This window comes from Alphaproteobacteria bacterium, assembly GCA_040216735.1.
Lineage (GTDB): Bacteria > Pseudomonadota > Alphaproteobacteria > SHVP01 > SHVP01 > CALJDF01.
Genome location: JAVJOO010000001.1, coordinates 162,367 through 181,460 on the forward strand (window position 1 = coordinate 162,367; position 19,094 = coordinate 181,460).

The window sequence follows — 19,094 nt, forward strand, 5'->3', positions numbered from 1 at the left end:
CACCTAAGAAAGGTGCCTGGACACGGCCCGAAGAACTGCCTTTCCGAGCAGTACGGGGACAGCGTTGCCCACCTGCTTCGCCGCGGCCATTAGCCCTCCTTCAAAGACATAGCTATCGGGAAATGACTGAAGACGAGCCGCTTGCCGGACGGTAATACCGTGGTTTTGTGTGGGGTGGACGAAGCGGCCCTTCGAAGGGTTCACACAAGCTGTTGTCATAGTAGGTCCCGGCTTCCGCGGGTCTATCCGACCATAGACGTCTTTGTGGCCATCATGTTCTTCGTGGCAGGGCAAACGCCTGCCAGATTGACTACGGCTCCCGCCATTCTTTGGAGTCGCCTCAAAAATCGCCACCAAATCAGCCGAGTGCTGCATGTGTTTGTTGTTGGAATCCCCCTTTGGTGCTCGGCAGAACGCTACTGACGCACATGACCAAGCCTTTAGGCCCTTCCCGGCGGCTTTGGAGTGGGTGGCAGGGGGACTCCATGCTAGCGGAAACGAAACTCCCTCCCTAACTCCTACAATAAAGACGCGCTTCCTTTTCTGGGGAACGCCGTAGTCTCGCGCATCCAACACCGCAGCATCTAATACCGCGTAATCTGCGAGAAGCGCCTCGCGTTTGAATGCGTCCAAGTATTCCGAGTGTCGCGGCCAAAGTATCCCTGGGACGTTTTCCATCACAAAAACTTTGGGACGGAGAACACGTACGTAGTCGAAATACCGGTGGATCAGACCGTTCCGCTCATCATCTTTGCCCGCATCGTTAATACGATGAACGGAGAAGCCTTGGCACGGAGGACCACCAAGGACGAGATCGCACTCCGCTCCGTCAGAGAATACTTCTTCTAAAATATTTTTCGGATCGAGCTCCTGGATGTCTTCCTCATACAGCTTCGGAACAAGGTTTCGTCGCCCTTTGATGAGATTGCGATGGTAGGTTTTGCAGGCCCACGGATCGCTCTCGACAGCAGCCCTTACGTGCAAACCTAGTTGCCGAGCAGCGAGGGAGAATCCGCCAGCACCCGAGAACAAGTCGACGCAAGTAAGGGGCTTCCCATCCTCATCCGGCAGATCATTCATGCGTGCGACCGGCTCAGCTGCCCGCGCGCTTTCCCGGTATGCCATTTAGAAACCGCCCCCTACGCGCAAAAAAAGCCCCCGATTCTCACCCGGAACGAAGATTGTCGCAACCTCAAGTCGCGACCCCCGAAAATTGATCGGTACGCTACCGCAGTATTACACAGCCTCGGCTCGTAGTACTCACGCCTTGCGCGAGTTTCGAAGTCTGTGTCAGACTTGGTACTGGAGAGACGCTTCTTTTACAAACTCGGCAACCGCAGGTTTCGCGAAACGACGCTGCGGTATGACGTTGACCCCCAAGGTGCGGCATGGGGACACCATATCGATATCCGTCGTCTGTTCGGATCGAGAAGCTCGAAGCAGAATTGATGGAGATGGGTCGCGTCGCAGCTGCCGCCGGCGAAGCCCGGCGCGACGTCTTGGCGCTCATCTCTGACTGCGTCGAGAAGACAGCAGCCGACGAGCGCTTGCAGGGCAAGCAGATCCGCCGGTGGCTGTGGGTTGCATCCCAATATCGCATGTACGCCGATTACTCGGCCGAAGTTGCGGCTGTTGCAGGCGGCGCCCTCCTCTTCTTGTCCAAATGTCTCGAAACGAGGGCTGACTTCCCAGCTGACGAGGTCAACTGGGTATTGGCTCAAGCGACTGAACGCTTGTCCGCGGAGATTGGCGCTGTTTCCGACCTCAATTTCCTATCCGAGTCGGAGATTGATCGAATCGAAGAGGCGTTGAGCCGGCACCTCGATGCGTCAGTATATGATCTCGATCATCTACGAACTCAAATCCAAGACCAGATGAGTCATCTGTCTAGAGCCCGGGACGACAGCTTCTTGAGGTCCATCGAACAAAAAATAGACTACCTTTTTGAGACCGCTCAAACACCTGATGCCAGCAAGCGGCGGACTGCCCTGGCCGCCCTACTTTATTTGGCCGAGGAACAGGATGTCGTCCCCGACGATCTAGGGATACTCGGACTTCTCGATGACCTCTACGTGGTCGAATGGGCTTACGCCACCGTTCGCGGGGAAACCGGATGGCTCTCAATCCTCGAAAGCAAGCTTGCACAATGGCCGTTCGTAGAGACTATTTTTTTCAGGGATGAGGCTGGCGACTTCGATATCGGTCGATACGGCCAGCACGTCATAAGCGCCGGGCTCTCGAGCCTTTTTGAAAAAGGAAATGAGCCGGTTCTGGTGCTGAGAGAGGCTGGACCACTGCCTATTCTTCTGGCTTTTTATGCTGCAATTCACTTGCTTCGTGAAGCAAGCTCAACTCAGCCACCGGAATATGCTGCCGGGCAATCTATTTTCGTCGGCGACGAAGTCGATCGCTTCAAGGCGATCTATCTGCAGCCTGCGGAACTGGGACGACGCCGTCGCCACCGCGTCCAAGTAGCGCAAAGAGGAAGCATTCATCTTCACGACGACACGCTTCGATACAACTCAACGGCAGCCAACACACCGCATAAGTCCCTCTCGAAGGGAAATGAGATTCAGTCATGGGAAAAGAACAGACGACCGTCTGTGTTGGCTCATGAACTTGGTCGCTCGCGATACGTCAGACCAAACTCCGCGATCTTTCTACTCACCCAACGCAATCGTCTCGACCACTTCATCCGCGAGATGGAGCCGCTGGGTCACAAAGCGACAGCCCTTATCAACTTTGTTCGTGTAGACGACGTCGGAAAGGTCTCGCCTATGGGGACAAGCACCAGTGCTCCGCTTATCTATTGCTGCGCCGACAGCTCTGCAGTTGTGGATCTGGTGCGGAACCCACCAGACGGCATTGCAAGCTGGAGCATCGTGTGTGATGGGGCCCGGACATCGTTTGATTTAGTGTCAGCGCTGACAAGCGAGAACCTGGTCGCGCCATTCTGCGTCGTCGCTGAGTTGAAAGACCGAGAAGCAATCCAGCAACTGCAAAGGGAAGCGAACCTAGACATTCGGTTCCTCGAAGAAACCGATGTAGACGTTCCGTTTCCGCCCGCATCAAGCGCTGCCGCCTCAACGAAGTTTTCAACAATTCGACGGTTTTTCGAACGTCAGGGCCTCTTCACCCTTGCAAAAGAAGAGGTGCACCTCGTCCCAAATCGCTCTCTCGAGAAACTCTTCAATCGCATGGAGGAATTTCGACAAGAAGGAAAATTTGCCCCTGAGGTTCAAAGTCTCTTAGCTGAAGTATGGGCTTTGGCTAAGAAGATGCTGTCCTCACCGGTGGCGGCCGACGGACACATCGACGGTGCCGAAGAAGACGTCGCGCGGATACGGTCCTTCTGCAAATCCCTTGCACCGTACACACCCCTGGCCAAGGAATTTGATGAGATTCTCGGCGAGAACGACCTGCTTCATCGGGGCAAAGATGGGATCATTCGCAGACTGATCGAAAACGCGCCCGCTCGGGGCGTAAGCGCCGTGTTGTGTTCAACACATCGGGCCGCTCGGACCTACCAAAAGCTTGCCGAGGTAGGCGACGCACCATCTAACACGAAATGGCTCTCGCTTGACGAAGTCAGACTGAACGCTCCGCTCGAACGACTGATTGTGCCGGGCTGGATCGACCGGAACACAGCCCGTGACCTGTACTACAACCGTTATGCGAGCCACCTAGACTTTGTTTTCTTTCCATTTGAACAACGTTGGAACGAGAGAGCCATTGGCGCAGCCGAGCGTTGGGCACACAGGCTGTTGGAACAAACCGAGAGGCAGTTGAGCAAAGCCGCCTCTGCAGCTGCCCACACAAGAAGAGGGAAGAAGACCCTTTGGCAGAAGAAGCCGCCCCGTCGAAGGGAGCGAGGGCAAACGATTGCCGAAGGAGTGAGCGAAAATGACGTGCCGATACTGGATGTACTTGAGGCGCGAACGATTGAGGCCGTGAGAGAACACGCAGCCCGCTCTGGTGGCGTAGAAAGACAGAACGTCGAGGCGGAACTAGTCATATTGGAGCGCGGCTGCTTTACGTTCCTCTTCCCTAATGGAGAAGTGATCGACCTTTCAGGCTTCGACGAAGCCGAGAACGGGTTGGGCAGCGCCAGCCTTCGGAAAGTACGAGACCTCGCTCAGGGAGCACGCCTCGCTTTTCCCAAGTCCGGCACCAGGGATCTGATCGACCTCAAGGCCGATGCGTTCTTACCGGATCCTGTGGGCACACGAGCCCTCAGCTCTCTTTGGAAGAGGGCTTTGAACAGGTGTCTCGAACGCGATTCTTCGTTGCCGAAGCAGCTATCGATCCATCTTGCCGAGAATGGTGAAGGACGTACCGAAGGAACGATTCGGTTATGGGCGCAAGACAACACCGGAACCATCGCACCAAGGAACTGGAAACGCGTTATTCCGCTGTTGTCAGATTTTCTGAACGACGCGGAGCTAAAGGACAACCACGAGAACGTGCTGTCGGCAGTGGACCTAATGTATCGGGCCCGTAGCGACGCCGCGCGGTCACTAATTCAGGACTTCGCTACGGGCGAATTTGATCTTTTCGGCGACAGTATTGCCCTGCGGATAGGAGAAGCTACCGCCGTCTACGGCCTTCACCGAGTAGTTGCCATGGGCGGCATCCACCGCGTTTCACTTGATCGCGTAGGACTGGTGCAGCGCTTGTCGGACACGCCTCCAACTCAAGAAGATCACCCGCTCCAATGACCGTGATGCTCCCCCGCTCTTGCCGACCCGGCACAACAAAGAGCGAGGAGAGAGTCTTTCAGCTTGTCGCGAATTCGCCTGGGCTGGACGATTACTACTGCCTCCATTCGCTGGGCCTGGCCCGGCATGAGAGGAAAGCGTACTCGGAGGCAGATTTTGTACTGGTCGGCCCCGCGGGCCTCTTTTGCCTCGAGGTAAAAGGAGGTCACGTCAGTCGTTACCAGGGGAAGTGGACGATCGGATGGCCAGGCAAGCAGTACGAGTCCCTTGAAGGTCCATTCAAGCAGTCGGAATCGGCGATATGGCCGTTGGCGGATGAGATCACGAGCCGAACGGGCATAGCGGCTCGCCGCGAATGTCTCCTAGGCTGGGGGGTGGTTTTTCCTGACATCGTCTTCGACGAGAAGGATCCAGAGTGGTCCACCAACGTGATCTTTGACCAGCGCGACGTGCCAAAGCCGTTTGCGGAGTACGTAGGGCGACTTGAGGACCACTACCGCAAACGACTAGGGGAACTCGGGCGCAAACAACCCAGCCGATTGGGCCCGGCGAAGGTACAGCAGATCGTCGAGTGTCTCCGAGGAGACTTTGACCTTGTCCCATCACTTCGTGGGGCCGTTCACGACAGCCGCCAAGAACTTATCTCCCTCAGCACCGAGCAATATCGAATTCTCGATTTCGCCCTGAACAGCAATAGCCGCATCATGTGCGAAGGAGCAGCTGGTACAGGAAAGACACTAATTGCCCTAGAGGCCGCGCGACGCGCAGCGAACGACGGACGCAAGGTTCTCTTCACATGCTTTAACAAGAACCTGGCGAGGCGTGTTCGGGCCCAACTTAAAGGATCTGGAGTGGAGGTTGAATCAGCCTACCGACTTATCACCGATCTCATCAAGAAGGCTGGCCTCGCAGGACAATTAGGTGCGGCTCATTCACAAGAGAACTCCGAGAAACTTCGGGACACCTACCAATACCTAGTTGAAGACGCTGCCACGATCCTCATGGAAGAGGACGAGTGGCCACAGTTTGATTTCTTGATCATCGATGAGGGGCAAGACGTCCTCGACGTACCGACGATGAACGCACTTGATTTGCTGTTGGCTGGCGGACTGGAGAATGGGAGGTGGTTACTCACCTATGACCCCGGCCTCCAGGCCAAGATTTACAACAATTTCAACGATGCGGTCAGAAAGCACCTTTCAGGCACGACTCCTGCAATCTTTTCCCTGACGGAGAACTTTCGGAATCCTCGCCCCCTTATCGCCGAACTCTACCGCATCTTGGACAGCGATCCGCCGCAATGCCGCCGAGTCACGGGCGACCGAGTGGAGTACGTGAGTTATCGCACTCCAGAGGAACAGCTTCGGAAACTCCGGGCGCTTCTAGCTGAGATCTTGAGGTCAGGAATTGAGCCTGATCGGGTCGCGATCCTAACAGGCTGCCGCGTGGAGGACTCTTCCCTTGCGAATCTTTCGAGTTTCTCAAGCATGCCTATTGCGAGGGTTGAAGATCAGGTATCGGAAAAAATTGGACTTTCCAGTGTTGCATCGTTCAAGGGTTTGGAAGCCGACATAATCATCCTAACCGACGTGCCCTGGCTTGGAAGCGATGCAACGTGGGCTCACGCGACGATATATGTGGGCATGACAAGAGCGACCACAAAGCTGTTCGCTGTACTCAGCAACGATGTGCTGGAAAAAATTGGACTAGCCGCCGACTAAGGGGACGCTATGGGACGCTTTGAAAACCACGAGAGCTTTCGGCAGGCTATGCTCGAAGACCTTCGGAATGAAGTCTTCGGCCCCCAACCTCACGATGCCGATGACCGCAAAACGGAATTGCTACAGATTTCACCTCTGCAGCAGTATTCCACCGGCATCCTTTTCCCCCAAAAGACTATTCAGAATGAAATCGAAGGGTCGGACATTGCTGAGGGCGAGGAAGAAGCGGATGATTCAAGTGAGTTCGGCGACCTCAACGAAAGCGAGGTACAGACATCCCAACGGGGGACTCAAACCGATCCTGACACGACCGAGCAAGAAGCTCTGAACCTGTCGAATGAGTTCAGCCCATCCGCCGTCGGCGTCTCGTTTCGGATCAAGGAAGCCGCTCATCTTGAGGTGAGAGCTTCATTCGGCACCTATGTCGCCGAGTCATACGAGGAACCAAACCCTCGAGCTGGGCTAACCAGCAGCGACGGAAGCCAACAGCCAACGAGCCGAACCAAGACAGGTTTTCGCCGAATTCATCACGACATTCCGCTGGCCGTCAAAATACCAGATGCGGCAAGGACATTGTCGTTGGATCCGATTGTAGTTCCCGGCTTAGGGGGCGACTTGACCGTACGGGTAACCGTGCGCCCCAGAGTCGACGGAGTCATGCTGATATCTGTCATGGCAGTGAACGAAAAAAGAGGAGACGCCCCGACCCCGAGATTTGACGACGCCTTCTACCAGGTCCAACTGTCGATAACAGATGCTGACAACAAATCGATCTTTCTGCCTATCGATTTGGAAGTTGGAAACACGTCGGACGATGAGCTTTCTTCAATGGAATTGCTGTATCGACACCGCCGAGCCTTCGCATTGGGTCACGGCTGCGCCGGCGACTGGACAAGGGATGATGCTTTGTCCGAAAGCGGAAGAACAAACAAGATTCTCACCGCTGCACTTCCGAGCTACGAGATCAAACCGATCGTCCCCAGAGAAGAGAGCGTCTCCACCACAGCATTGCTCCTTTCCATGTCGAAACTTTCGGGCCACGACTGCGACCGACAAGAGATTTTTGGTGGGCTTAGAGCCCTGTCCGATGATTATCGGGCTTGGATTCACCTCCGAGAGCAGGATGCTGAGCGATTGCCCAATCGTCTACGCGTCACGGCGGAAAAGCATCTCACAGAATGTCGAAATTGCCTCTCACGGGTCGAGAGAGGTATCGAAGTTCTTAGTCAAAATGAATCTGCCTTCCTGGCATTTCGCTTGATGAATCGCGCAATGCTCATGCAGCAATATCACACCTCAATTAGTGGCAGGCCCAACAACTCTGAATTCCCCGAACTTTCGCCCTCGTACGATTCATTGCCGGATCGGGATCCAAAGTGGCGACCCTTTCAGCTTGCGTTTGTTCTTATGAACGTGGCCGGCATGACGGACGCGAATGATCCTGATCGCAAGCTGGTCGACCTCATTTGGTTCCCTACGGGCGGCGGTAAGACAGAAGCTTATCTGGGCCTCGCAGCCTTTACGATTTGTTTTGAGCGACTGGAGGGACGAGGCAAAGGTGTCGTCGCACTTATGCGCTACACCTTGAGGTTATTGACGGCGCAACAATTTCAGCGTGCTACAGCCTTGATCCTTTGCCTTGATGTCCTACGCCGAGAACGAGCGCTGGATGCCGAACTTGGCTCTGAGGAAATCTCCATCGGGCTTTGGGTCGGACAAAGCCTGTCTCCGAATCGAAGGGCTGACGCCCGAGCCAAGCTGAAAGCGTTGCAAAGAGATCGCAACGCCGAGAACCCATTCCAAGTACTTAAGTGTCCGTGGTGCGGAACGCCCTATGTGGGTCAACAAGGACTTGGCTACTATGACTTTCGGATGCCTGGAGGCGAAAAATCAGTCGGCTTCAAATGTCCCGATCATCGTTGCCGCTTTTCGGCGGAGGAACACAGGCTTCCTGTCTACGTCATAGACGACGATATCTATGAGAAAATGCCGACCCTTGTTATCGGCACCGTCGACAAATTTGCACAGATCGCTTGGGAACCACGAACGGGTCGCCTCTTCGGCGCCTTCGATGGAGCGCGACCACCCGTACTGGTTATCCAGGATGAACTACATCTTATTTCTGGCCCACTAGGAACCATTGTCGGTCTGTATGAGACGGCTATCGACCGACTGTGTTCGCGGGACGGCTACACACACAAAGTCGTTGCTTCGACTGCAACCATTAGGCGCGCAAGAGAGCAGTGCGAAAGTCTCTACGATCGAGAGACATTCGAATTCCCCCCTCAAGGAATTCGCGCCGGAGACTCCTACTTCGCTCTTGAAGACACGACGGCTCCAGGCCGCCTCTACGTCGGCTTTATGGGGACCGGCGTAAAGTCACACCAAACTGCGCTCGTCCGGGCGTGCTCCCCCCTTCTGCAGAGTGCCTGCGAGCAACCAGAAACGGGCAGCACTGAGCTTTCCGACCCTTACGGCACCCTTGTTTGGTATTTCAGCTCACTTCGTGAACTGGGGCACGCCGCAACGTTATGCACGGGTGACATCCCCGAGCACCTGAAAGGGCTGTGCCATCGCCGAAGGATTTCCGCGGACAAGCGAAGGAAGCGGCTCGAGGTGGTTGAAATGACCAGCCGGCGAACGGCAGACGAAATTCCGGCAATCCTCGATCAACTAAGCCAGCCATGGAATGCTGACCTGAAGGGGCAGCGGCCGGTCGATGTCTTGCTGGCCACGAACATGATCGCCGTGGGTGTAGACGTACCTCGCCTTGGGCTTATCTGCATGTCCGGGCAGCCCAAGAGCAGTTCTGAGTACATTCAGGCCACTAGTCGCGTCGGCCGCAGATATCCGGGCCTTGTCCTCACTGTCTATACCCAAACCAAGAGCCGCGATCGAAGTCACTACGAAAGGTTCGTGGCCTATCACCAGAGCATCTACAAGTACGTCGAACCAACCAGCGTGACGCCGTTCTCGCCCCAAGCAAGGGATAGGGGCATGAGGGGCGTCCTTATCGCGCTTTCCCGACTAATGGCCGATGTAGAAAAACCGGACCTGATAGACAGACAGGCGGAAAAGGTTGCGCGCGAGATCGACTACATCATTAAGAGAGTCGAAGACATCGACGAAGGGGAGGCAAGCGACGCTGAGGCCGAACTGCTTGGGTGGCTAAACGAGTGGAAGCAGTTCCAGCCGAACGAATTCGGCGCCATGGCCGGAACAGTATCGACAACTACACTCGCCTTCCCATTTGGGGAAGACCGCGATCCAGTTTTCCAACGCGCTTCATGGCCTCTAATGACATCGATGAGAAACGTCGATGGTACCTGCGAGGGACGAGTGCTCAACACGTACCCAGAACCCAGCCAAGAAGGAGAAGCGTAGATGGCTGGTAGAGATCAATTTCGACAGTCTCAGGGTGTGGTCCCTTTTGGCGTTGGGGCCATCGTCGACTTTTCCGATGAGTCGCTCATGACGGCTGGCTTGGACGCATGGCCCTATGAGATACACGATGGAGAATCTCGCGCGGCAATCGCTACATCCACCCAAATTGTTGATGGGCGTCTCGCTAGAAGGCTGTCTGGGGAGCTCGGCCGTCGTATCGAATTCTTTTTGTCGCCTGCTGAAGCGCCTGAATTTGGGATCGGCAAACCACGGAAGCCAGGAACGGACTTCATGCCATTTGTCCGCTTCCCCAATTGGCATTTCTGCCCGCGCTGTCGGGTAATGGCCCGCATTCCTTGGAACGCCCCGACTAGGGACAAGACTCTTCGATGTTCGAATCCGCATCGACGGATTGAAGGTGACGGCAAGACCTGCGCCGAACTGTATCCAAGCCGAAGACCGCATCTTGCCCCAGTGCGGTTCGTAGCCGCATGCGAGAATGGGCACATCATGGATTTTCCCTGGCACGCCTGGGCACACCTCAATGGCGACCAGACGTGTGGAGCAGCGCCGAACGAACTCTACATCTATTCCACGCCAGCCGCTGGTTTAGCGGGGGTTGTTATCCAGTGTCGCAAATGCAAATCGCGAAACTCCATGGCGCGAGCATTTAGCCGCGATGTCTTAAGGGAGTGCTTCGGCTCAGAGTGTCCCGGAGAACGCCCTTGGCTCGGACCAAATGCTGGCGTCAACGGATGCCAACATGTGCCACAAACCATTCAGCGCGGCGCCTCAAACGCGTACTTTGCCGACGTTTCCAGCTCGATACTAATCCCTCCATACTCCAGCTATGTACAGCAGGTACTCGATCGCCCTGACGTATGGTCAGAGATAGAGGCCCTCCCAATCGTAAATGGGCGTGTCCATGTGAACAGCCTTCAGGCAAAAGCACGTAATTTTGGGATTGACCCGGACGTTTTCGTTCGGGCCGTTGAAGAGCGTATTCAAGGAAAGTCAGCGGAGAACGAAGAAACTGGTCTAGTAGATGAGAACCGCTATCGACATGACGAGTACGCGGCTTACCTGGGGTCCCGGCCGCCGAGACAAGAGCGCCGGGATTTTGACAAGGAAATCTTTGAGGTCGATCTCTACGCGGACTGGTTCAAGAACTACTTCGACCGTGTCGTTCAGGTAACTAAACTTCGTGAGACCCGAGTGCTTACAGGCTTTACGCGGTTAGTGCCGCCTGAAGCCAACGACTGCAGCCCAGCCGCTCTTTCGCGTGAGCCCAAAAACTGGCTACCGGCATTCGAAGTACGCGGGGAGGGCATCTTCTTGGTTTTTAGTGATGCTTCTGTTGAGGCTTGGAAAAAAAACGACGCGATCCAGACGCGGGTTCGCGAGCTAAACAAGAGGCTTGCGCGGGTGAGGCAAAATCGAAACCTCGAGCCGCGGATCATAGACCCTAAACTGCTCCTGATTCACACCTTCTCACACTTGTTGATCAGGCAACTCGCCTTCGAATCGGGCTACGACGCAAGTAGTCTCCGCGAGCGACTGTACGTATCTTCCGACGAAGCGACTCCGATGCACGGGGTCCTGATTTACACCGCCAGCGGCGATTCGGAGGGCTCGTTGGGTGGCCTCGTACGAGAAGCTGAGCCTGGACGACTTGAGCAAACGGTACGCGCGGCCTTGATCAACGCAAGCATCTGTTCGTCTGATCCACTATGCATCGATAGTAACGGCCAAGGCGTGTCGAGCCTCAATCTTGCGGCATGTCACGCATGCGGATTGCTACCCGAGACCAGCTGTGAAGAAGGGAACCTGCTCCTGGACCGAGGCGCAGTCGTTGGAACTCCAAGTTATCCCGAGATGGGATACTTCCATGAGCTTTCCGCAGGGAAACAATAGGGGATGCCATGCTTGTCCAAAACTATGGACTGTTTTGGCGACGAGATCGGATTTTTTGGGGTAGAGGCAAGCGGCGCGGCCACCTAAAGGGCCTTTACACCTCAGAACAAACCGGAGATGTCGTTGACTTTCGCGATCAGCAGGGAATCTACGTTCTCTATGACTCGTCTTTTGAGCTCGTATATGTCGGTCAAGCTGGCTCAGGCGAACGGCAACGCCTTTTCTTGCGCTTGAAGCAACATAGATCTGATCAACTTGCCGACCGTTGGGAACGCTTCTCGTGGTTCGGGATCCGCAAGGTGAATCAAGACTGCACCTTGAAAGTTGAGAAGAAGACGGTGAAGCCAGCGATCAACGAGGTTTTGAATCATATTGAAGCAATACTCATCGCTTCAGCCGAGCCCCCTCACAACCGGCAAGGCGGTCGTTTTGGAGAGAACGTGGAACAATATCTGCAGTACCACGATGTCGAAAACATTGGGCCCGGCGTTGACGACATGGTGCGACAGCTGTGGAAAGCGAATAGAGCAACCTCCAGCAAGCCCTCGTGAACCAACCTGAAGCCCGCCAGCTACCGATCGCGATCCATCCGTCAAACGTCGCGAAACTAGGCCTGCGCTGCTTACCCCACGCTTACCTGGAGAAGAGCCTCGAATCGAGTTTCCTCTAACCCATTGAAATAATGGTGCCCAGGGCCGGGATCGAACCAGCGACACGCGGATTTTCAGTCCGCTGCTCTACCAACTGAGCTACCTGGGCCCATGGGGCCGGCCACCTAAGACGATGGGGGCCGGTCCGTCGCGCGTCGTCGCGGTGCGCGGCGGGGCTGCCGCCTTATAAAAGATGCCTATGGGGGTGTCCAGCGGGCCGCGCCCCACGGCGCTGCGATCCCAGGGCGCTATCGCCGGGCCCGTCAGTCGGGCGCGTTGTCGTTGGAAACGACCGCCTCGAGGTCGGCCTCGCTCAGCGGCTCTTCCGCCGGGATCGCGTAGCGCCCGCCGAGCCAGCGCCCCAGGTCCACATCGGCGCAGCGTTTCGAGCAAAACGGGCGGTAGGCTTGCGCTACCGGTTTGCGACAAATCGGACAGGCGCTGTGGGAGGTCGTTCGTGCCATCGTGCGCTCATGGTCGTGACGCTGGGACGCACACCTTATCCGTGGTGCGCGCGACGGCGCAAACCCGGCTCGGGCCGCGCGCTAGGTCAGTTCCGAGCCCGGTGCCCCGGTCGACCAGATGATCCCGATAAAAAGAGTCTTGGCGCGCGGCAACACCAGCAGCGACAGCGCGAGCGCGGCGAGCGGCCACACCGTCATCGCCAGCCAGGCCGGCCACTGCGTGTTCTGTTCGACCAGCAGCGCCGCCGGCACCACCAGGTGCCCGACCAGCAGGATCGTCAGCCACGGCCCGGCGTCGTCCGCACGGATATGGCCGAAGCGTTCGGCGCACACCGCGCAGCGCTCCACCGGTTTCAAATAGGCGCGCATCAAACGCCCCTCGCCACAATTGGGGCAGCGCCCGCGCAGCGCCCGGCGTACCGCCGCACCAAAGCGGGGGCGCAGGGCCGCGTCGTCATGATCGTTGGTCATGGCCGCCAACCTGCGCCCAGGTGCACCGGGCGATCAAGCCCGAAACGCGCGGTTGCGCCAGTATGCCGCAACCGCGCCGTAACGATTCAGGCGCAAGCGCGCCGCGGTAACACCGTCCCGCCCTACTCGCGCCGCTGTTTCTTGCCCCGGACCGCCGCGCGCACCTGCTTGCCGAAGGTCCGGTCATGGGCCCGGCGCTGGGCCATGGTCGCGCTGTTATGGGCGTCCTCGTCGGCAAGCTTGCGCCAGCGCGCGACCTGCGCCGCCGCCAGGGTTCCATCTGCCAGCGCCGCCGCCACCGCGCAACCGGGCTCGCCGTCATGGGCGCAGTCGCCGAACTTGCAACGCGCCGCGACATCGGCGATTTCGGCAAACAACTCGTCGATCCCTGCCCGCGCGTCGCCCAATTGCAGTTCGCGCATTCCCGGCGTGTCGAGCAGCCAGCCGCCGCCCGGCAGGCGGTACAGCATCCGCGCGGTCGTAGTGTGGCGGCCTTTCGCGTCGCCTTCGCGGATTCCCTTGGTGGCAATCTCGGCGCCGCTCAACGTCGCGACCAACGTCGATTTGCCGACGCCCGACGAGCCGACCAGCGCCACCGTCTGGCCATGCGCGCACCAGGCAGCGAGCGCGCCCACGGCGCCGGGGTCCCGCGCATCCACCGTCTCCACCATCAGCCCCGCCTGCAACCGCGCCGCGGTCCGCACATAGTCCTCCGGCGTCTCGGTCAGATCGGCCTTGGTCAGAACGATCACCGGCGTCACCCCGGCATCGGCGGCAAGTGCCAGATAGCGTTCCAGCCGGGCCGGGTTGAAGTCCTGGTTGCACGACGTGACGATGAACAGCACATCGATATTCGCCGCGATCAGTTGCACCTTGTGCTCGGTCCCCGCGGCAAGGCGTTTGAACAGGCTCTTGCGCGCGAGCAACCGCACCGCCTCGCCGCTTGCCCGGTCGAGCAACAACCAGTCGCCCACCGTCGCCTGCGCCGTGGCGTCGGCCGCATCGGCGCTGAACGGCAGGATGGAGCGCTCGTCGAACCCCACACCGGCGACGACCAGCGCCCCGCGGTGCACCGCCATCACGCGCGCCGGTACCGCTGCGGTATCCGTGCCGGGTTCAAGTTGCGATTGGAAAAAAGTGTTCCAGCCGAGATCGGCGAGGTCGGCCATCGGTTCTGTCATCGGTCCAGCTCGCGCCTCCGCGCACCGCGCTGTACAGCGGGCGCCGTTCGCGCGGCCGCTCGCTCGAGGATACACCAATCCATCGTGCGGCGGCTGGGCAGCTAAACCCGCACGACCTCGTAGTCGCCCCGGGCCAAATCGTCGGCACCGACCAGTTCCACGGTGCAGCCGGTGCGTTGCTCTAGCGCCAGCAGCAGCGGTTCGGCCTCTTCGAGATAGTCGATGACCTCTTCGGCCGCATGCAGTTCGAGGCGCTTGCCGACGTCGCCGCGCACCGCCCGGCCCTCGCGCTCGGCCCGCCACAGCAGCGCGTGCGCCACCGTCTCGACCGTCGGCACCCGCGCTAGGCCGTCGCACACCAGGCACGTCTCGGTGAACCGCTTGTGCACCGAATCGCGGGTCCGCTTGCGGGTCATTTCCAAGAGGCCGAACTCGGAGATCGCGCCCAACCGGACCGGCGCCTTATCGCCCACCAGGTTTTCCTCCAGCGCCGCGATCACCTTGGCTTGGTCGTCCGCCTCGTCCATATGAATAAAGTCGATCACGATCAGCCCGCCGATGTCGCGCACCCGCAACTGGCGGGCAATCGCGGCCGCCGCTTCGAGGTTTGTCGCGAGCGCGGTTTCGCGGTGCGTTCCGGCCTGGGTGAAGCGCCCGGAATTGACGTCGACCGAGGTCAGCGCCTCGGTCCCCTCGATCACGACATGGCCGCCCGAGGGCAGCGCGACCTTGGGCTCAAGCAGCGCGTCGAGTTGCTCGGCGATACCGTGCGCCTCGAAGATGTCCGCCGCGTCCTTATAGCGCTCGACCGCGCCGGCAAAGTCCGGCAAATGGTCGGTGACGAAGGCGCGCGCCGCTTGGCAGGCGGCCTCATCGTCGATCAGCACCGCGCGGGTCGCGGCGTTGACATGATCGCGCAGGAAACGTTCGACCGGCCCGAGATCGGTATAGAGCGTGGCCGGCGCGTCGGCGTGCTTGGCTTCCTCGGCAACCTCAGTCCACAGATCCCAAAGACCGGCAATGTCCGCGCCGAGATCCTCGGCGTCGGCGCCGCGCGCCGCGGTGCGCACGATAAAGCTAGCCTTGAGGTTACGCGCAGCGGCGATCCCGGCGACCGCGTCGCTCAGGCGGGCGCGCTCGGTCTCGTCTTCGATCCGGCGTGAAATGAAAACGCCCTCCGCGCCTGGCACCAGCACGAGATAGCGGCCCGGCAGCGACACTCGGGTCGACAGCCGTGCCCCTTTGTCAGCCAACGGCTCCTTGGTCGCCTGGACCAGGATCGCTTGCCCCTCGTGCAGCAGTTCGGCGATCGGCGGGGCGCGGCGCTGGCCGTCTTCCTCGCGCCAATCGTGCGGGCGCGCGTCCCAGGCCGACAGGAACCCGGCGCGTTCGGTGCCGATGTCGACGAAGGCCGCTTCCATCCCCGGCACCACCGACGTCACCCGCCCCAAATAGATCGCACCGACGCCGGTATCGTCGCCGCCCTGGCGGCGGTCGACGACCAGATGCGACAGGCCGCGGTCGTCGGCGGTAGCGATACGCACCTCGCCGATGCCGACATTCACAAGAATCGTTTCAGCCATGATTGTTCGGCCGGTACCCCAGCCCCTCCAGCAAACTTGCGGTTTCATAAAGCGGTAGGCCGACCACTGCGGAATAGCTCCCGTGGAGGGCAACGACGAAACGCCCGGCCAGGCCCTGCACAGCATAGCCGCCGGCCTTGCCGCGCCACTCGTTTGAGGCGAGATAGCCGGCGATATCCTGGGCGCTCAAACGTTTAAAACGGATGCGGGTTTCCACCAGCCGGGCCGCGCGGCGGCCATCGGGCGCGATCGCGACAACGGCGGTGAAGACCCGGTGCGCGGCACCCGACAGCAACGTCAGGCAAGCGCGGGCCTCGGCCTCGGTTTCGGTTTTCGGCAAAATGCGCCGCCCGCGCGCCACCACCGTATCGGCAGCAAGCACGAAGTCCCCGCGCGCGCCCGGGGCCACCGCCAGCGCCTTGGCGTTGGCCAAGCGCTGCGCGAGGTCGCGCGGCAGTTCGTTCTTGAGCGGGGTTTCGTCGACCTCGGCGGCCCGGACCACGTCCGGGACCAAGCCGATTTGCGCCAATAGATCGCGCCGGCGCGGCGAGGCAGAGGCAAGAACCAGCGCGGGCGCCGGGTCTTGCTGGGGTGCCGCGGCCGCGGTCACGGACGGGCGATCCTACTTGTAACGGAACGTGATGCGGCCCTTGGTCAAATCGTAGGGGGTCATCTCGACCAGGACCTTGTCGCCGGCAAGCACGCGAATTCGATTCTTCCGCATTTTCCCCGAGGTGTGCGCGAGAACTTCGTGCTCGTTCTCCAGCTTCACACGGAACATGGCGTTGGGGAGGATTTCCTCCACGGTGCCGTTCAACTCGAGCATTTCTTCCTTAGCCATTAAGTCTCCATTCCAGGGCTTGGGTGCCCCATAAAGTCGTGCCGGACCCTGGAAATCAAGCGAATTTCCGCGCAAATCCCGGAATCCCGGACACGGCAGGCAATGCGCCGCGAATCGCGCGCGTTTCGCATCCCACGGCGCGGCACTGCGCGACACGCGGCGGCGCTCATCCGCGCAATGCGGCGCCCAAGCGTTCGGCGAGGAAGTCGTAAACCCGGCGCACCCGCGGATTGGTACGCAGACCCGCATGCGCGGTCAGCCAGACCGGCAGCGGCGGGATCGCGAAGTCCGGCAACACGCGCATGACCTTGGGCTCGGCGTCACCGACCCGCGCCTGGCTGAACCCGATCCCGGCCCCCGCCACCACGAGCCGCCAATAGGCGACTTGGTCGTCACACCGCACGGCAAAGAAATGTCGATCGACGGGCGCACCGGCGGCGCGGAACCCGCGCAGGATTTGATCGGACCGGTCGTAGCCGACGATATCGTGGGTCAGCAACTCGTCCATCGTGCGCGGTTCGCCCCGGCGCGCGACATAGGCCGTGGCGGCGTAAAGCCCGAGCGCCATATCGCCAACCTTACGGGTGATGACGTCGGCCTGTTCGGGCCGGTACATCCGCACCGCGATATCGGCCTCGCGTTGCAGCAAGTTCTCGGTCGCGTCCGAGGCGACCAGTTCAATCTCGATTTCGGGATGGACAACACGCAGCGCGGCAATCATCTCGGGCAAGGTGAAGTTGGCGACAAAGACGCTCGCGGTCACCCGCACGGTGCCGGCCAGTGCATCGGCCCGCCCCGCCGCCGACAGGGCAAAGCGGTCCGCCGCCGCCGCCATCGCCCGGCCATGCTCCAACAGTTCCGCGCCGGTCTCGGTCGGGTCCAACCCGCGCGCGCCGCGCTGGAACAGCCGCACCCCCAGATCGTCCTCCAGCGCCCGGATATAGCGACCCACCGTGGGCTGGCTCATCCCCAGGGTGCGCCCGGCCGCCGACAACGAGCCCTGGGCGGCAACCTCGACAAAAACCCGCATTTGCGCCCAATCCGGCATCCTGGTTCGCTCATTTTTGAATATCTATTCTTCAATAATAGGGAATATTCATTCATCAGTGAATGACCAGATTACCGGGGAGCCACCCATAGGAGGACACCATGGTTACCCAGACACCGCACCAAACAACCCGCACCGTTTTGATTCTTGGCGCCACCGGCCGGTTGGGCCGCGCGGCGGTGAGCGCGTTCCATGACGCGGGCTGGCAGGTCCGCGCCTTCGTCCGCCCGGGCCGGCCGCTCGACATCCCGCCAGCGGTGCGCCGGATCGAGGGCGACGCCTTCGATGCCGCCGCCGTCACCGCCGCGGCGCGCGGCAGCCAAATCATCGTCCATGCCCTCAACCCGCCCTACCCGGCGTGGCGCACAGACCTGCCCAAACAAACCGCAAGCGTGCTCGCCGCCGCCAAGGCGTCGGGGGCGACCGTGATGATCCCCGGCAACGTCTACAACTACGGTGCGGCGATGCCCGCGGTGCTGCGCGAAGACACCCCCCACCGCCCGACCACGCGCAAAGGTGCCCTGCGCGAAGACATGGAAAACGCCTTCCGCGCCGCCGCCGCCGAGGGCGTCGCGACCGTGATCCTGCGCGCGGGCGACTTCATCGAGGCGGCACAGACCGGCAACTGGTTCGACCGTTTCATCGCCGCCAATGTCGCGCGCGGCGTCACGGTCTACCCCGGTCCGCGCGACCGCGCCCATGCCTGGGCCTACCTGCCCGACCTGGCCCGCGCGATGGTGGCCTTGGCCGAGCGCTCGACCCCAGCGGGCGGGTTCGAAACCTTCAACTTCGAAGGCTACACGATGAGCGGCAACGAACTGGTCGCCGCCCTTGAGGCCGCGAGCGGTCGATCGCTTAAAGTGCGCGGCGTCCCCTGGGCCGTCATGCGCCTGATCGCCCCATTCGCCCCGATGATCCGCGAGGTCCTGGAAATGCGCTACCTGTGGCAGGTGCCCCACGCCCTCGACAGCACCAAACTCCGCGCGGCGATCCCGGATTTCAAGCCGACCCCGCTGGCCGCGTGTCTGCGGGACGTTCTGCCCGCGACGGGCGGGCAACCGGCGCCTGCGCAGGGCGCCGCCGCAACGGCCTAAGCCTTACAGCGCCCCTCCCCTGGGC

Annotated in this window: 14 protein-coding genes and 1 tRNA gene; 6 read left to right on the forward strand and 9 right to left on the reverse strand. The window is 59.9% G+C overall.

The features are described 5' to 3' along the window. Positions 1-3: 3 nt before the first annotated feature. Complete coding sequence (locus tag RID42_00830) at positions 4-1,080, reverse strand: DNA cytosine methyltransferase (protein MEQ8246202.1); 1,077 nt, start codon at positions 1,078-1,080, stop codon at positions 4-6. Positions 1,081-1,388: 308 nt separating this feature from the next. On the opposite strand from RID42_00830, the gene RID42_00835 reads away from it, so the two are divergent. Genes RID42_00835 through RID42_00855 form a run of 5 tightly spaced genes read left to right on the forward strand, consistent with a single transcriptional unit; the run spans position 1,389 to position 12,288 of the window. Beyond that, a complete protein-coding gene (locus tag RID42_00835) occupies positions 1,389-4,718 on the forward strand; it encodes a DUF1232 domain-containing protein (GenBank protein ID MEQ8246203.1) in 3,330 nt (1,109 codons plus the stop codon). Beyond that, a complete protein-coding gene (locus RID42_00840) occupies positions 4,715-6,439 on the forward strand; it encodes an NERD domain-containing protein (GenBank protein MEQ8246204.1) in 1,725 nt (574 codons plus the stop codon). The genes RID42_00835 and RID42_00840 overlap by 4 nt, the downstream gene beginning before the upstream one ends. 9 nt (positions 6,440-6,448) lie before the next feature. Beyond that, positions 6,449-9,823 carry a helicase-related protein gene (locus tag RID42_00845; protein MEQ8246205.1) on the forward strand — a complete coding sequence of 1,125 codons (3,375 nt, stop codon included), beginning with the start codon at positions 6,449-6,451 and terminating at the stop codon, positions 9,821-9,823. Beyond that, entirely contained in the window at positions 9,824-11,737 is a 1,914-nt protein-coding gene (locus tag RID42_00850) for a DUF1998 domain-containing protein (protein ID MEQ8246206.1), read from the forward strand. A gap of 8 nt (positions 11,738-11,745) precedes the next feature. Continuing rightward, positions 11,746-12,288 (forward strand): GIY-YIG nuclease family protein, encoded by a 543-nt coding sequence (locus tag RID42_00855; protein MEQ8246207.1) that lies wholly within the window; start codon positions 11,746-11,748, stop codon positions 12,286-12,288. Positions 12,289-12,420: 132 nt separating this feature from the next. On the opposite strand, the gene RID42_00860 is transcribed toward RID42_00855, so the two are convergent. The 8 genes from RID42_00860 to RID42_00895 all read right to left on the reverse strand — a co-directional run bounded on the left by RID42_00860 (position 12,421) and on the right by RID42_00895 (position 17,975). Next, positions 12,421-12,496, reverse strand: a tRNA-Phe gene (locus RID42_00860). A 154-nt stretch (positions 12,497-12,650) separates the two neighbouring features. Beyond that, entirely contained in the window at positions 12,651-12,851 is a 201-nt protein-coding gene (gene yacG, locus RID42_00865; GenBank protein MEQ8246208.1) for a DNA gyrase inhibitor YacG, read from the reverse strand. Between the two features lie 81 nt (positions 12,852-12,932). Next, on the reverse strand, positions 12,933-13,322 hold the full coding sequence (locus RID42_00870; GenBank protein MEQ8246209.1) for a DUF983 domain-containing protein: 390 nt from the start codon (positions 13,320-13,322) through the stop codon (positions 12,933-12,935). A gap of 122 nt (positions 13,323-13,444) precedes the next feature. Continuing rightward, complete coding sequence (rsgA, locus tag RID42_00875; protein ID MEQ8246210.1) at positions 13,445-14,491, reverse strand: ribosome small subunit-dependent GTPase A; 1,047 nt, start codon at positions 14,489-14,491, stop codon at positions 13,445-13,447. Between the two features lie 113 nt (positions 14,492-14,604). Next, positions 14,605-16,086, reverse strand: coding sequence for an Rne/Rng family ribonuclease (locus RID42_00880; protein ID MEQ8246211.1), 1,482 nt, complete (start codon positions 16,084-16,086; stop codon positions 14,605-14,607). Further along, positions 16,079-16,696 carry a Maf family nucleotide pyrophosphatase gene (locus RID42_00885; protein MEQ8246212.1) on the reverse strand — a complete coding sequence of 206 codons (618 nt, stop codon included), beginning with the start codon at positions 16,694-16,696 and terminating at the stop codon, positions 16,079-16,081. Before RID42_00885 ends, RID42_00880 begins: the two co-directional genes overlap by 8 nt. A gap of 12 nt (positions 16,697-16,708) precedes the next feature. Continuing rightward, a complete protein-coding gene (gene infA / locus RID42_00890) occupies positions 16,709-16,927 on the reverse strand; it encodes a translation initiation factor IF-1 (GenBank protein MEQ8246213.1) in 219 nt (72 codons plus the stop codon). A gap of 166 nt (positions 16,928-17,093) precedes the next feature. Continuing rightward, positions 17,094-17,975, reverse strand: coding sequence for a LysR family transcriptional regulator (locus RID42_00895; GenBank protein ID MEQ8246214.1), 882 nt, complete (start codon positions 17,973-17,975; stop codon positions 17,094-17,096). A 101-nt stretch (positions 17,976-18,076) separates the two neighbouring features. Here RID42_00895 and RID42_00900 point away from each other — a divergent pair, with 101 nt between their 5' ends. After that, positions 18,077-19,069 carry an NAD(P)H-binding protein gene (locus RID42_00900; protein ID MEQ8246215.1) on the forward strand — a complete coding sequence of 331 codons (993 nt, stop codon included), beginning with the start codon at positions 18,077-18,079 and terminating at the stop codon, positions 19,067-19,069. The last annotated feature ends 25 nt before the right edge of the window (positions 19,070-19,094 follow it).